Below are 12,940 nucleotides of genomic sequence, written 5' to 3'. Positions count from 1 at the left end.
CGGCGGCTAACGTTCCGTCATGACCGCAGCTCACGTCCTGGACCCGCAGCGCACCGCCCTCGTCCTCGTCGACCTGATGGAACGCATCGTCGCGCTCCCGCTGGAACCCCGCAAAGGTGCCGAAGTCCTCGCGGTCGCCGAGGAGCTGGCGGCCTCCTTCCGCTCCGCCGGCGCGCTCGTCGTCCTCGTCCGGGTCGAACGCCCCGGCGTCCCGGAACAGCCGCCCGGCAGCGGTCTGGTGCCGGGCCTGCGCCAGGACGGCGACCTCGAAGTGGTCAAGCGGACCGTCGGCGCGTTCCACGACACCGGGCTCGACGCGGCGCTGCGGGAACGGAGCGTCACCACCCTGGTGCTCGGCGGCATCGCCACCAACCTCGGCGTCGAGTCCACCGCCCGCGCCGCCGCCGACCACGGCTACGACCTCGTCTTCGCGGAGGACGCCCTGACCGCCCTCACCGCCGCCGAACACGAGGCCTCGGTACGGCTCGACTTCCCCCGCCTCGGCACCGTCACCACCGCGGACCGACTGCGCCTGGCGCGTGACTGACGCTCGCACCGGTGCCGGGGTCGGTGCTCCCTGGGGTGCAGCGGGGTGGCGGTGCCGCGCGGGCGGGTGCGACGGCCGGCATCCGGCGCTGTGCGCGGCGGCCGACCCGCGGGTGCGGCAGCCGGTCCCTCCGGGCTGGGCGCGGCGGTCGGCATCCTGCGGTGTGGGTGAGGCGGTCGGTCCCCCCGGGGCTGGGGCTGGGGCGGTGTCCGGTGGCCCGCCGGGTGGGTGTGGCGGTCGGTTCTTCCCCGGGTTGGGCGAGGGCGCCGGTCTCCCCGGGCTGGGTGCGGTGGCCCGCACCCCCAGGGGGTAGCCGATTGCCCCCGGCCGCCGGCGTCCTCGGGGTTCCTGCGGCGGTCGGCGCTCTCCGGGGTGGGTGCGGCGCTCGGTCCCCCCGGGGCTCAGCACAGTGGCCGCCGCACCGCGGGGCGGGTACGGCGGCCGGGGGCTGCTGTCAGACCAGGGTTCCGCCGCCGTCCGCGACCACCACCGAGCCGGTGCTGTAGGCACCCCGCATCAGGTACAGGTACGCCTCCGCCACGTCCGCCGGCTCGCCGACCCGGCCCACCGGCAGCGACTCGGCGGAAGCGCGGTACAGCCCCTCGCGCTGCTCCTCCGGCAGCTCGCGCCACAGCTCGGTGCGCACCATGCCGGGCGCCACCGCGTTCACCCGCACCGGCGCCAGCTCCAGCGCCAGCGCCCGGGTCAGCGACTCCACCGCCCCGCACAGCGCCGCCAGCACCGACGTGCCCGGGGCCGGCCGGCGTCCCGCCGTGCCGGTCGTGAGCACCACCGAACCGCCGGCGCGCACCGACCCGGCGCCGTGCTTCGCCAGCGCGTACGCACCCCACAGCCGCGTGTCGAGGAACCGCCGGGCCTCCCCGAGGTCCGTCTCCGCCGCACCGCCCAGCAGCAGCGGCTCACCCGCCGTACAGACCAGGTGGTCGAACGCGCCGATCCGGGCGAAGAACGCGCGGATCGCGTCCTCGTCCGTCACATCCAGCACGTGTCCCTCGGTGCCCTCCGGCAGCTGCTTCAGCGCCGCGTCCACACTCTCCTGCCGGCGCGAGACGACGACCACCTCGGCGCCCTCCCGTCCCGCGCCCTCGGCGACCGCCAGCCCGATGCCCGACGTACCGCCGATGACGACCACACGCTGTCCCCGCAACCCCATGACCGGTTCTCCTGCCCGTCGTTGGTTCTCGCCGCCGGGTTCCCGGCTGCCGCTCCAGCCTGTGGCCACGGGCGTCCAGCCGTCCAAGACCTCTTCCGGCCACGGCGATACCCTGAGGGCATCACCGCCGGTACGACCCCACGGGGAAGCAGCCATGGACCTGGACCTGCGCAAGCTGCGCTACTTCACCGCCGTGGCGGAACTGCTGCACTTCGGGCGGGCCGCCGAGCGGCTGCACATCGCCCAGCCGGTGCTCAGCCGTCAGATCCGGTCCTTGGAGAAGGAGTTGGGCGCCGAGCTGTTCGTCCGCGACAGCCACGGTGTGACCCTGACCGACGCGGGAGACCAACTCCTCGCGGAGGCACGGCACTTGCTCGTCGCCGCCGAAGGGGCGCAGCGCAGGGTGCGGCGTGCCGCGGGCGGGCGCCGGCGGCTCGTCATCGGCTTCCGCGCCGGCATCGTCGTCACCCCGGCCCTGCGCGCCTTCCGGGCCGCCCACCCGGACGTCGACACCCGGGCCCGCCGCCTGGAATGGGACGACCAGGAACCGTCCGTCCTCGACGGCACCGTCGACATCGCCTACGTACGCGCCCCGCTCCGCGAGGACGGCCTCGAACTGCGGCCCCTCTACACCGAGCCGCGCGTGGTGATGCTGCCGGCCGCCCACCGCTTCGCCGGAAAGCCGGAACTCACCCTCGCCGACCTCGCCGACGAGACCTGGCTCAGCTACCGCACGCCGGGGCCGGACGACCTGCCGCTGCGGACCGTCGAGGAGAAGTTCGAGTGCATCGCGACGGGCACCGCCATCACCCTCGTCCCCCGCTCGGTCGCCGAGCAGTACTCCCGCCCGGACGTCGCCTACGTCCCCGTCCTCGACGCCGAGCCCGACCGGATCCTGCTCGCCTGGGCGGCCGGCCGCCCCTCACCCCTGGTCACCGCGTTCGCCGAGGCCGCGGCCGCGGCGGCGGCCGGAGCGGACGAGACGCAGGGCTGAGGGCCGCCCTCACTCGGAGGCGGCGTGCTCCTCCAGCGCGATACGGTCCTCGCCCGCGTACACGTTCATCGACCCGCCCCGCAGAAAGCCCACCAGCGTCAGCCCGGTCTCCGCCGCCAGGTCCACCGCCAGCGACGACGGCGCCGACACCGCCGCCAGCAGCGGGATCCCCGCCATCACCGCCTTCTGCGCCAGCTCGAAGGAGGCCCGGCCGGAGACCAGGAGCAGCGTCCGGGACAGCGGCAGACCGCCGTCTTGCAGAGCCCGGCCGACCAGCTTGTCGACCGCGTTGTGCCGGCCCACGTCCTCCCGTACGTCCACCAGCTCCCCGTCCTCGCTGAACAGGGCCGCCGCGTGCAGACCGCCGGTCCGGTCGAAGACCCGCTGCGCCGCCCGCAACCGGTCCGGAAGGCCCGCCAGCAGCTCCGGGGTGACCCGCACCGGGGGAGTGTCGGCGATCGGCCAGCGCGCGGTGGTCCGTACGGCGTCCAGGCTCGCCTTGCCGCACAGCCCGCAGGAGGAGGTGGTGTAGACGTTGCGCTCCAGCGTGACCTCGGGCAGGACCACGTCCGGGGCGGTCCGGACGTCGACCACGTTGTAGGTGTTCGACCCGTCGGCGGTCGCCCCCGCGCAGTAGACGATGTTCTGGAGGTCGGCCGCGGTCGCCAGCACGCCCTCGCTCACCAGGAACCCCGCGGCCAGCGCGAAGTCGTCACCCGGCGTCCGCATGGTGATCGCGAGCGGCTTGCCGTTCAGCCGGATCTCCAGCGGCTCCTCGGCGACGAGCGTGTCCGCGCGGGAGGAGACCGCCCCGTCCCGGATGCGGAGGACCCTGCGGCGTTCCGTGACCCGTCCCATGTTCCGATCAGCCCCGGTTCTCTGTGTGCTGGCAGCAGCACACATTGTCCTGCACCCGCGAGGCCGGGCGCAGCCCGCCCCGGGTGCCCCGGTGCACGGATGTCCGAGTGTCTGACGGGAGCCGACAATCCCGACGCCCGATTCCTGTGGCTTCACCTGCCGTCGTACCGGTGAGTCACTGAACAGACTGGTGGATCCCGCTACCCACGGCCACGAGGGGGATCCCCGACATGAACGGCTCGCGCATCGCCGCCATCGGTCACTACCAGCCCGCCAAGGTGCTCACCAACGAGGACCTGGCCGGCATGGTCGACACGAGCGACGAGTGGATCCGCAGCCGGGTGGGCATCCGCACCCGGCACATCGCCGGCCCCGACGAGCCGGTGGACGAGCTGGCCGCCCATGCCGCCGCCAAGGCGCTCGCCGCGGCCGGCCTCACCCCCGCCGACATCGACCTGGTCCTCGTCGCCACCTCCACGGCGATCGACCGCTCGCCGAACACCGCCGCCCGGGTCGCCGCCCGGCTCGGCATCCCGCAGCCCGCCGCGATGGACGTCAACGTCGTGTGCGCCGGATTCACCCATGCGCTGGCCACCGCCGACCACACCGTCCGGGCGGGCGCCGCCACCCGGGCCCTGGTCATCGGCGCCGACAAGATGTCCGAGGTCACCGACTGGACCGACCGCACCACCTGTGTGCTGGTCGGCGACGGGGCCGGCGCCGCCGTCGTCGAGGCCTGCCCGCCGGGGGAGCGGCCCGGCATCGGACCGGTGCTGTGGGGGTCGGTGCCGGAGATGGGGCACGCGGTGCGCATCGAGGGCACGCCGCCGCGGTTCGCCCAGGAGGGCCAGAGCGTCTACCGCTGGGCGACGACCCAGCTGCCCGCCATCGCCCGCCGCGCCTGCGAGCGGTCCGGCGTGGCCCCCGAGGATCTCGCCGGGGTCGTCCTGCACCAGGCCAACCTGCGGATCATCGAACCCCTCGCGCAGAAGCTGGGCGCGGTCAACGCCGTCGTCGCCCGCGATGTCACCGAGTCCGGCAACACCTCCGCCGCGAGCATCCCGCTCGCCTTCTCCAAGCTCCTCGAACAGGGAGCGCTCTCCAGCGGCGACCCGGTGCTGCTCTTCGGCTTCGGCGGGAACCTGTCGTACGCCGGCCAGGTCGTCCGGTGCCCCTGAGCGGACGGCCACCCGCCCTCACGCCCGGTGCACGCGGATACGCAGGTGAAACGCACTCCGAAACCTTGGTATGGTTGTCCATGTCGCCGCGGGGAACAGCCCCCGCAAGGCGGCAGACACCTAGTCCGGGTGGCGGAATGGCAGACGCGCTAGCTTGAGGTGCTAGTGCCCTTTATCGGGCGTGGGGGTTCAAGTCCCCCCTCGGACACATACCGTAGCGATACGGAGGCGAGGGCCCCGACCTGATGGTCGGGGCCCTCGCCGTTTTCTGCGGTCAGGACGACCGCTTGTGCCGGGCCGAGCGGTCGAGATAGTGGCGCGCCGCGCGGACGCGGTTGCCGCAGCGGTCCGAGCACCAGCGGCGGGCGCCGTGGGTGCGGATGAAGAGGCGGGTGCAGCCGGGCGCCCCGCACATGGCCAGGCGCCGGCTCGACGGGCCGGTGAGGAGATCCACGCCGTCCTCGGCGATGGCGGTGATGGCCGTGCCGAGGGGGTCGTCGGCGGGATGGCGTGTCGCCACCACGGCCCCCGATTCCTCCCAGCGCACCTCGCGCACGGCCGGGGCCGCCGCGAGCGCGCTGTTCAGCGTGGACAGGGCGGCCGTATCGGGGTGGGCGCCCTTGACGTGCGCGTCGAGCAGTTCCCTCAAGGAGTGGCGCAGCTCGCGCAGTCGTCCCGTCTCGCGCTCGCTGAGCGCATCCCTGGTGAGAGGCATGTCGCGCTCGGCCAGCCAGGCGAGCGCTGCGTGGCCGTCCTGGAGCCCGTCGTACGGGCCGTTCGGGCGGTTGAACTCCGTGTTGACCAGGGCCAGGGCGTGGTGGTGTTCCTCGCCCGGCACCTGCGCCGGCGGCGTCGCTGTGGAGGTTTCGGCAGCGTCCATGTCGTAACGGTAACACTTGAGGTTTCCCGTGAGGATGGCGTAAGGTCTGATGATGTCTAACGGAGAATTCAATGCTTTACCGTTAGGTGCCTCGGCTTCGCGTCCCCAGGGGAATCTCTTATGGCAAAGTCAGACAAAGGCCTCATCTTGCGGTTCATCACGCTGGCCATCGGCATGTTCGCCATCGGCACGGACAGCTTCGTGGCCGCGGGCATCCTGCCCAGCGTGGCCAAGGACCTGGACGTCGGCGTGCCCACGAGCGCGGAGCTGATCACGGCGTATGCGCTGTCCTACGCGATCCTCTCGCCCGTCGTGGCGGCCGTCGCCGCCCGAGTGCCCCGCAGGCTCCTGCTGATCAGCGGCCTGCTGGTGTTCATCGCGGGCAACATCGGCACCGGGCTCGCGCCCACGTTCGAGGTGGCCATGGGCTTCCGGGTGGTGGCCGCGCTCGGCGGTGCCATGTTCACTCCCACCGCGGCCGGAGTCGTCGTCGCGCTCGCCGGGCCGGAGCGGCGGGGCACGGCCCTGTCCATCCTGTTCGGCGGCCTGAGTGCCGCGACTGCCCTCGGATCTCCCATCGGCACCGCGATCAGCGGATTCACCGACTGGCGCGGCACCATGGTCTTCGTCGCCGCGGTCGGCGTGCTGGCCGCGATCGCCATCTCCGTGGCGCTGCCCTCCGTGCCCAGCCCGCCGGCGGCCACGCTCAAGCAGCGGCTGTCGCCGCTCACCGATCCGCGGATCGCTCTGACGCTGCTGCTGGTCCTGGTCGGCTACAGCGGCCTGTTCATCCTGTACACCTACGTCAGCCAGATCTTCGCGCCCGCCACGGACGGCAGCGGCAGGAGGCTGGCCTGGTTGCTGTTCGCCTGGGGTGTCGCGGCGGTGGTCGGAAACATGACGTCCGGACGGCTGACCGACAAGTTCGGCAACCGCGTCGTGATCAACACGGCCGGCGTCATCGCGATCGCCGTCTTCGCCACGACCCCGTGGACCAGCCGCCACCTGGTGACCGCCTTCATCGCCGTGATGCTGTGGGGTGCCTGTGGCTGGGCGATGCTCGTCCCGATCCAGCACCGGCTCGCCGGGGTGAACCCGGCGGTCGCCCAGATGTCCATCTCGCTGAGTTCCTCCGCGAACTACGTCGGTGTCTCCCTCGCCCCGGTGATCGGCGGATTCCTGCTCGATCACGTGGTGGACATGCGCTACCTGGGTGTGCCGTCCGCGGCGATCGTCGTCGTCGGCCTGCTCATCGGCGAGGCGGGCCACCTGCTGATCAGGCGGGGGCTGCGCCGGGCGCAGGAGGACACCCCGGCCGGGGAGCCTGCTGTCACCGCACCACGTTGAGCGCGTGAACAGCGGCGGGGCCCGCGCGGACCGGTCGGCGGTCCGCGCGGGCCCTGTGCCGGCCGGGACGGAGGAGTACTAGGCGATCCGGCTGTGTGGTTCGAAGCCTCCGATCAGCCGGCTCACCTCGGCACTGGTGGACTTGACCGCCAGCACGAAGCGGTCCCGGACGGCGGCCGGCAGGGGTGCCGGCTTCAGTACGACGACGGAGCCCAGCACGGTGCCGTCCCACAGCACGGGTGCGGCGACCGAGTCCCGGCCGTGGACGCACTCCTGGAACCCGAACGCGTACCCTCTGGCCCGGATCTCGGCGAGGGAGGCGAGCAGCTTGTTCCGGTCCCGGTACACCCCGGGGCCCACGACGGGGGGCAGTTCCTCCGCCAGTACCCGCTGGAGCAGGTGGTCGGAGAGATGGGCGAGGATCGCCCGGCCCGACGCGCCGATCCGCAACGAGCGGCTGATGCTCATGAGGTCCCGGAGGGTCAGGCCCAGTTCCGACAGGTCGGAGGAGCCCACCGCCATGTCGATGCAGTGCCGCTGCGGGTGGCCCAGGTTGGTCAGGCCGTACAGGAACACCGTGCCACCGTCGGTGGCGAGACGCAGTTGTTCCAGGCAGTTGCCCAGTGCGGTGCGGTCGAGCCGAGGGGTCAGCGCCTGGGTGCCCAGGCGCGCGGCCGCCGGGCCGAGGCGGTAGCGGCCGCGGGAAACCTGTGCGAACGCGCCCTGCTGAATGCCGGAACGAAGAATCCGGTAGACGGTGGAGTCGTCCAGCGCGGAGGCGCGGGCCAGTTCCGCGAGCCCGTGCACCTCGCCACCGAGCTGGGTGAATGCCTGTTGTACGCGAAACACTCGCTCGGTGTAGCTCGTTCCGCCCGGGGGCGATGTGCCCTGTGATGAAGTGTGATTCTGCTGTCGGCCTGAGGAAATACTGCTGGATGTGGCTTCAGAGTGTTGAGCGGTGCCCTGATGCATGGGTGACCTCTCGATCCGGAAAGGGAGAAACGCAGCCGTCAGGCGAAGGAGTCACCGGGGTGACTTCAGTGAGAGGCAGTTGCGCAGGTCGTCCCACCGGCACCGAGATGTCGGAAATGTGATGAATATAGCGCTTTGAAGTGCATAGCTAGCGGCACGCAATGCATGTCACAGCCCCCCGTGTCAATCCTTGTGTAGGGCGGACTTTACCTCGAACGTGCCCCGGGAGCGTGTGACTGAAGTCTCTCTCCAACGCTTTCGAGTCAATTTTTCCGTTACATTTGCCGAGTCGGCCAGGCTGAATCAGGCCATCGGGACGAGCGGACCCGTGAGGTCGGCGCCGGCCTCGCGCACCACGACGGCCCGGTCCGCACCGGCGGGTCGGGCCACCGCCGCCAGGAGGCCGGGGAGCGGCCCGAGGTTGCTCACATGCCAGTCACTCGGGCCTTCGCCCGTACCGTGCAGCACGCGCGCCACCTCCTCCCGAGGGCTCACCTCCAGCAGGGTCAGGTCGCCCACGACTCCCGTACCCACTGCCTTCAGGACGGCCTCTTTCCGGGTCCAGCAGCGCAAGTAAGCCATTGAGCGACGGTCGCCCGGCGGCTCGTCGAAAACGTAGGAGCGTTCGTCCGCGCACAGGGTGGCCGGGGCGAGCGTGGCGACGGGCATGGGGCGCACCCGCTCGATGTCGAGGCCCACCGGATGTTCTCGGGACAGCAGCAGGGCCGAGTAGCCGTCGCTGTGCGAGAGGCTGAGGTGCACGGTGCCCTTCCCGAGGTCCGCCACGGGCCGGCCGTGCCCTGTGTCGCCGCAGGCCGGACAGGCCGCACGGGTCAGTCGCACCTCATGGACGGGCACCCCCGCGGTGCTGCTCACGAGCCGCTTGGTCATGGCGCGCGCCCAGACGAACCGGCGGAGTGCGCGGCGAAGCGGAAGGCTCCCGCCCTGGCGCGCTCCGCCGCGTCGAGCAGCTCGGGGAAACCGTCGGGCACCGGCGCGTCGTACCGCCACCAGCGCAGTTCCATGACTCCGGCGCCCATCAGGCGGGGCGGCGCCGCAGGCGGGTGGACAGGTGCTGCTGGAGGGGCTCGCCCACCGCCTCGAGTTCCTGTACGACGGTCAGCTCGTCCCCGTCGAGCCTGAGGCTGCGCCGGGACCCGGTGACCTCCTTCGCCAGCGGGGTGACGGCCATGTCCCGCGAGGTCATCTCGATCTCGCTGCCGGAGATGCGGCCGACGTATGTGGTCACGATCCCCGTGGGGTGCGCGACCACCGCCTCCAGGTAGCCGTCCGGCATGACCCGCCACCAGCCGGTCTCGCGGCCCGACGGGCGTACCGGCCGGCCGTCGGCGTCGGTCAGCCAGGCACGCGCTTCGTAGCGCAGGAAGGGCCTGCCGTCATGACTGAAGGTGATCTCCTGCGCGTACGGCAGCTCCTCGGCCATGGTGCCGTATCCGACGGTGCCGGTTCCCAGCCACCGGCCCAGAAGGGCGACGGCGGGCGCCAGCCATGGGTGCGGTTCGGGCCCGACGCCTGCGACGTGGCTGTCAGGGAAAGGGGCCTGTGCCGAATCAAGCACGCTGCTCACTCCTGTAGGTGTATGCGCCCGGACTGGGTGCAGCGTAGCGGGCTCGGGCCGAATTCCTCGATATCTTCGCGCTTTTCTCGGTGTATGAGAAACCGGCGGCTTCTTCGGGTTTCAATCACCGTTTCTCGGCCTGCGAGAAACGCGGGCGCCTTTCTCGCTCACTGGAAATATTGCAGGAAGTTGACCGGCCAGGAAAAGATTGACGGATCCTCGGGCGGTCTTGTTACGCTGCATGGGCCGGGTCTCACCCGGATATCTTTTTTGGCGGACGGGGGCCTTTGTGTATGACGCCATTGTTGTAGGTGCGCGAATATCCGGTGCATCCACAGCTCTGTTGCTGGCTCGGCTCGGGCACCGGGTGCTGATGGTCGACCGTGCGCGCTTTCCCAGCCCTACGTCGTCGTCCACGAATCTCATCCACCCGCCGGGCGTCCAGCGGCTGAAGCAGTGGGGTGTGCTGGACCGGCTGGGCGACCACGCCATTCCGCACCTCACCCGCTACAGCCTCCAGAGCGGCCCGGTACGGCTCGAGGCCGCGCTGCCCGCCGTCGAGGACGTGGACTACGCGCTGTCGCCCCCGCGCATCAAGCTGGACGAGGCCCTGGTGCACCGCGCGGTCGACGCCGGTGTCGAACTGCGCGAGGAGACCTCGGTCCAGGAGCTGCTGCGCGACGAGGACGGCACCGTGATCGGCGTCGCAGGCACCACCAAGGGCGCCGGCCGCTTCCAGGAGAAGGCCGCCGTCGTCATCGGCGCCGACGGCAAGAACTCCAAGGTGGCCCGGCTGGTCGGCGCCGAGCAGTACTGCGCCGAACCGGTGCTGAGCAAGAGCCTGTGGACGTACTGGGAGGGCATGCCGCAGTCGTCCCTCGTCCGTACCTACCGCAAGAACCGCCGGCACCCCTTCACCTGGCCCACCCATGACGGGCTGTCGATCGTCGGAGTGGCCTGGCCCACGGCGGAGTTTCCCGCACCGAACGGTGACGAGGCCACGGACCGGGCAGTCATCGCCGCTCTGGCCGATGCCGACCCGGACCTCGCCGAAGAGGTCCGGGCGGGCCGTCGGGCCGATCGCTGGCTCACCGGCTCCGTCCCCAACTTCCTGCGCACGTCGCACGGTCCGGGCTGGGCCCTCGTGGGCGACGCCTCAGCGACCCGGGATCCGATCACCGCCTCCGGCATCACGCACGCGGTGCTCAGTGCCGAACTCCTCGCGGACGCCGTGCACCAGGGGCTGTCCGGCGGCCGCGGCATGGACCTGGAGCTGGCGTCGTACGCCCGTGCCCGGGACGCGCTCGTCCGGGACCACTACGACTACACCCGCGACTATGCGCGCATCCTCGACCACACGGTGGAGGAGCGCGCGCTCATCGAGGCGATGAGCCGCAGCCCCTGGCATGCGCGCGGCATGATCGGCCTGTTCGCCACGGTCGTTCCACCGACGGAGTTCTACTCCCGTCGTACCTTCCGCGAGCTGTTCGACTTCCTCAACGAAGAGGGCGGACTGCCCCCGAAGATCCGCATGTTGCGCTGGCTGCTGCATGCCGTCCCCGGCCGGCCGGAGAGCACGGCCCGGCTCGCCGACCGGCTCCTCGCGGCCCGCCTCGGCCTGATGGGTGAGCTGCTTCTGCGCAGCCCGGCTGCCTGAGCCCGCGCCCAGGCCGCACCCTCTCCCTCACCCACCCTGACGACACGCACGCAACGCTCGCAACGCACGCAGCGTCGACGTCGTTGCGCGGCTGCCCGGGGCACAGCCCCGTGACACCTCGTTCTGGAGGAACCTCACCATGACCGGTACGCAGCAGTACACCGGCCCCGTCCTTCTCTTCCCCGGCCAGGGCGGCTTCGACGGTGTCGCGCTCCGCCGCGCGGCCGACGGCTACCCGCAGGTGCGGGCCGTCTTCGAACGGATCGACACCGTCACCCGGGAGGCACACGGCCGGGAGCTGTCCCCGACCCTGTTCCGCGACACCCCGGTGGAGCTCGCCGAGCTGCTCAAGGACGAGCCCTGGGTGTCGCAACTCGCCATCTACGGAACGGGTCTGGCGGCCCATCACATCCTGACCGAGCACGGCGTACGGCCGTCCGCCCTCATGGGCCACAGCCTCGGTGAGATCACCGCGCTGGTGGCCGCGGGCGGCTACTCCGTCGAGGACGGCGCCCGCATCGTCCTGAGCCGCACGGCCGCCATCGCCGGCCGCGACGGGGGCACCGGCGCGATGGTCGCGCTCGCCGCCTCGCCCGCCCGCAGCCGGCACCTGATCGCACTCGTCGAGAACGAGCGCCTGGCCGTGGCCACCGAGAACCACGCGGCCCAGACCGTGCTGAGCGGCCCCCGCGAGGCCATCGCCCAGGTCAAGGCCATCGCCGAGCACCTCAACATCGGCTGCGCCCCGCTGGACGCCGGATTCGCGTTCCACAACCCCGCACTCGCCTCGGCGGCCCCCGACTTCGCCGCCGCCGTACGTGGCCTGGCCCGCGGCCGGCTGGACACCCCCGTCTACTCGCCGATCCTCCAGCGCTTCTACGACCAGGACGAGAGCCTGGCCGACCGGTTGGCCGACCACTTCACCCTGCCCGTGCGGTTCTCCTCCGCCGTGGCCTTCCTGCACGAGCACGGTGCGCGCACCTTCGTGGAGGCCGGCGGACGCGCGGCCCTCACCTCGCTGGTGCCCAAGAGCCTGGGCACCGCCGACGGTCTCACCGTGCTGGCCACGCTGGCCATGGGCCGCGGCAACACCCTGCGCCTGTCCGACACCCTGGCCGAGCTGCGGCAGGCGGGGCTGGCGACCGGCGACGGCCTGGAGTCCCTGCGGCAGTATCTGGCGCCCGAGCTGTCCGCGGCGGAGTTCTCCACCTTCTGGACCACGACGGGCCACGAGGTCGCCGCACTGGTGAACCGCCGGCTGTCGGACTTCCGCACCGCGCTGGAGGACGGCGCCGGCGCTCAGGACAGCGCTCCCGTGGAGCCGGGTGCGTCTGCGGCCGGTGTTCCGGGGCGGGAGGAGGTGTTCGTGACGGTGCGGGGTCTGTACGCGCAGGCGCTGGAGTATCCGGAGGAGGTGTTCACGCCGGGTGTGCTGCTGGAGGCGGAGCTGGGCGTGGACTCGGTGAAGCAGGTCGAGTTGCTGTCGCGGGCGTCGGAGCACTTCGGGCTGCCGCCGCGGGGCTCGGACTTCCGGCTGGCGGACTACGAGACGCTCGACAAGATCGCCGACCTCATCCACCACGAACTGAACGGCCACCGCGGCGCCGCCGCCCAGGACACGGCTGCGGTCGAGCCGGCTGTCGTGGAGCCGGCCGGTGTGGAGCCGGGTGCGTCTGCGGCCGGTGTTCCGGGGCGGGAGGAGGTGTTCGTGACGGTGCGGGGTCTGTACGCGCAGGCGCTGGAGTATCCGGAGG

Annotated in this window: 13 protein-coding genes and 1 tRNA gene; 7 read left to right on the top strand and 7 right to left on the bottom strand. The window is 71.8% G+C overall.

What is annotated here, in order from left to right:
- Positions 1–19 precede the first annotated feature (19 nt).
- Positions 20–547, top strand: a complete 528-nt coding sequence (locus ACFVIU_RS15035) for an isochorismatase family protein (protein ID WP_385842868.1) — start codon at positions 20–22, stop codon at positions 545–547.
- 454 nt (positions 548–1,001) lie between these two features.
- On the opposite strand, the gene ACFVIU_RS15030 is transcribed toward ACFVIU_RS15035, so the two are convergent.
- The gene (locus tag ACFVIU_RS15030; RefSeq protein WP_385842867.1) at positions 1,002–1,721 is read right to left on the bottom strand and encodes an SDR family oxidoreductase; all 720 of its coding nucleotides are present in this window, start codon (positions 1,719–1,721) and stop codon (positions 1,002–1,004) included.
- 154 nt (positions 1,722–1,875) lie between these two features.
- Here ACFVIU_RS15030 and ACFVIU_RS15025 point away from each other — a divergent pair, with 154 nt between their 5' ends.
- A complete protein-coding gene (locus tag ACFVIU_RS15025; RefSeq protein WP_385842866.1) occupies positions 1,876–2,715 on the top strand; it encodes a LysR family transcriptional regulator in 840 nt (279 codons plus the stop codon).
- A 9-nt stretch (positions 2,716–2,724) separates the two neighbouring features.
- On the opposite strand, the gene fdhD is transcribed toward ACFVIU_RS15025, so the two are convergent.
- Positions 2,725–3,573: a formate dehydrogenase accessory sulfurtransferase FdhD gene (fdhD, locus tag ACFVIU_RS15020; RefSeq protein WP_385842865.1), complete on the bottom strand. Its 849-nt coding sequence runs from the start codon at positions 3,571–3,573 to the stop codon at positions 2,725–2,727.
- Positions 3,574–3,803: 230 nt separating this feature from the next.
- On the opposite strand from fdhD, the gene ACFVIU_RS15015 reads away from it, so the two are divergent.
- Positions 3,804–4,751 carry a beta-ketoacyl-ACP synthase III gene (locus ACFVIU_RS15015; RefSeq protein WP_385842864.1) on the top strand — a complete coding sequence of 316 codons (948 nt, stop codon included), beginning with the start codon at positions 3,804–3,806 and terminating at the stop codon, positions 4,749–4,751.
- A gap of 123 nt (positions 4,752–4,874) precedes the next feature.
- A tRNA-Leu gene (locus tag ACFVIU_RS15010) sits at positions 4,875–4,959 on the top strand.
- Between the two features lie 66 nt (positions 4,960–5,025).
- Here ACFVIU_RS15010 and ACFVIU_RS15005 read toward each other — a convergent pair.
- Complete coding sequence (locus ACFVIU_RS15005) at positions 5,026–5,631, bottom strand: CGNR zinc finger domain-containing protein (protein ID WP_385842863.1); 606 nt, start codon at positions 5,629–5,631, stop codon at positions 5,026–5,028.
- Positions 5,632–5,751: 120 nt separating this feature from the next.
- Here ACFVIU_RS15005 and ACFVIU_RS15000 point away from each other — a divergent pair, with 120 nt between their 5' ends.
- A complete protein-coding gene (locus ACFVIU_RS15000) occupies positions 5,752–6,978 on the top strand; it encodes an MFS transporter (RefSeq protein ID WP_385842862.1) in 1,227 nt (408 codons plus the stop codon).
- 78 nt (positions 6,979–7,056) lie between these two features.
- Here the strand turns inward: ACFVIU_RS15000 and ACFVIU_RS14995 are convergent, their stop codons facing one another.
- The 4 genes from ACFVIU_RS14995 to ACFVIU_RS14980 all read right to left on the bottom strand — a co-directional run bounded on the left by ACFVIU_RS14995 (position 7,057) and on the right by ACFVIU_RS14980 (position 9,529).
- Complete coding sequence (locus ACFVIU_RS14995) at positions 7,057–7,827, bottom strand: IclR family transcriptional regulator (protein WP_385842861.1); 771 nt, start codon at positions 7,825–7,827, stop codon at positions 7,057–7,059.
- Between the two features lie 426 nt (positions 7,828–8,253).
- On the bottom strand, positions 8,254–8,826 hold the full coding sequence (locus tag ACFVIU_RS14990) for a 4'-phosphopantetheinyl transferase family protein (RefSeq protein WP_385842860.1): 573 nt from the start codon (positions 8,824–8,826) through the stop codon (positions 8,254–8,256).
- Between the two features lie 11 nt (positions 8,827–8,837).
- Positions 8,838–8,975, bottom strand: a complete 138-nt coding sequence (locus ACFVIU_RS14985) for a hypothetical protein (protein ID WP_385842859.1) — start codon at positions 8,973–8,975, stop codon at positions 8,838–8,840.
- Positions 8,976–8,989: 14 nt separating this feature from the next.
- Positions 8,990–9,529, bottom strand: a complete 540-nt coding sequence (locus ACFVIU_RS14980) for an FABP family protein (RefSeq protein WP_385842858.1) — start codon at positions 9,527–9,529, stop codon at positions 8,990–8,992.
- 241 nt (positions 9,530–9,770) lie between these two features.
- On the opposite strand from ACFVIU_RS14980, the gene ACFVIU_RS14975 reads away from it, so the two are divergent.
- Together ACFVIU_RS14975 and ACFVIU_RS14970 are read left to right on the top strand one after the other, a co-directional pair.
- Positions 9,771–11,186 carry an NAD(P)/FAD-dependent oxidoreductase gene (locus ACFVIU_RS14975; protein WP_385842857.1) on the top strand — a complete coding sequence of 472 codons (1,416 nt, stop codon included), beginning with the start codon at positions 9,771–9,773 and terminating at the stop codon, positions 11,184–11,186.
- Positions 11,187–11,325: 139 nt separating this feature from the next.
- The coding region (locus tag ACFVIU_RS14970) for an acyltransferase domain-containing protein (RefSeq protein WP_385842856.1) at positions 11,326–12,940 on the top strand (1,615 nt) is incomplete at its 3' end.

It is taken from the genome of Streptomyces sp. NPDC127190 (assembly GCF_042672505.1).
Classification (GTDB): domain Bacteria; phylum Actinomycetota; class Actinomycetes; order Streptomycetales; family Streptomycetaceae; genus Streptomyces.
This window is presented reverse-complemented; position numbering and strand designations above follow the sequence as displayed.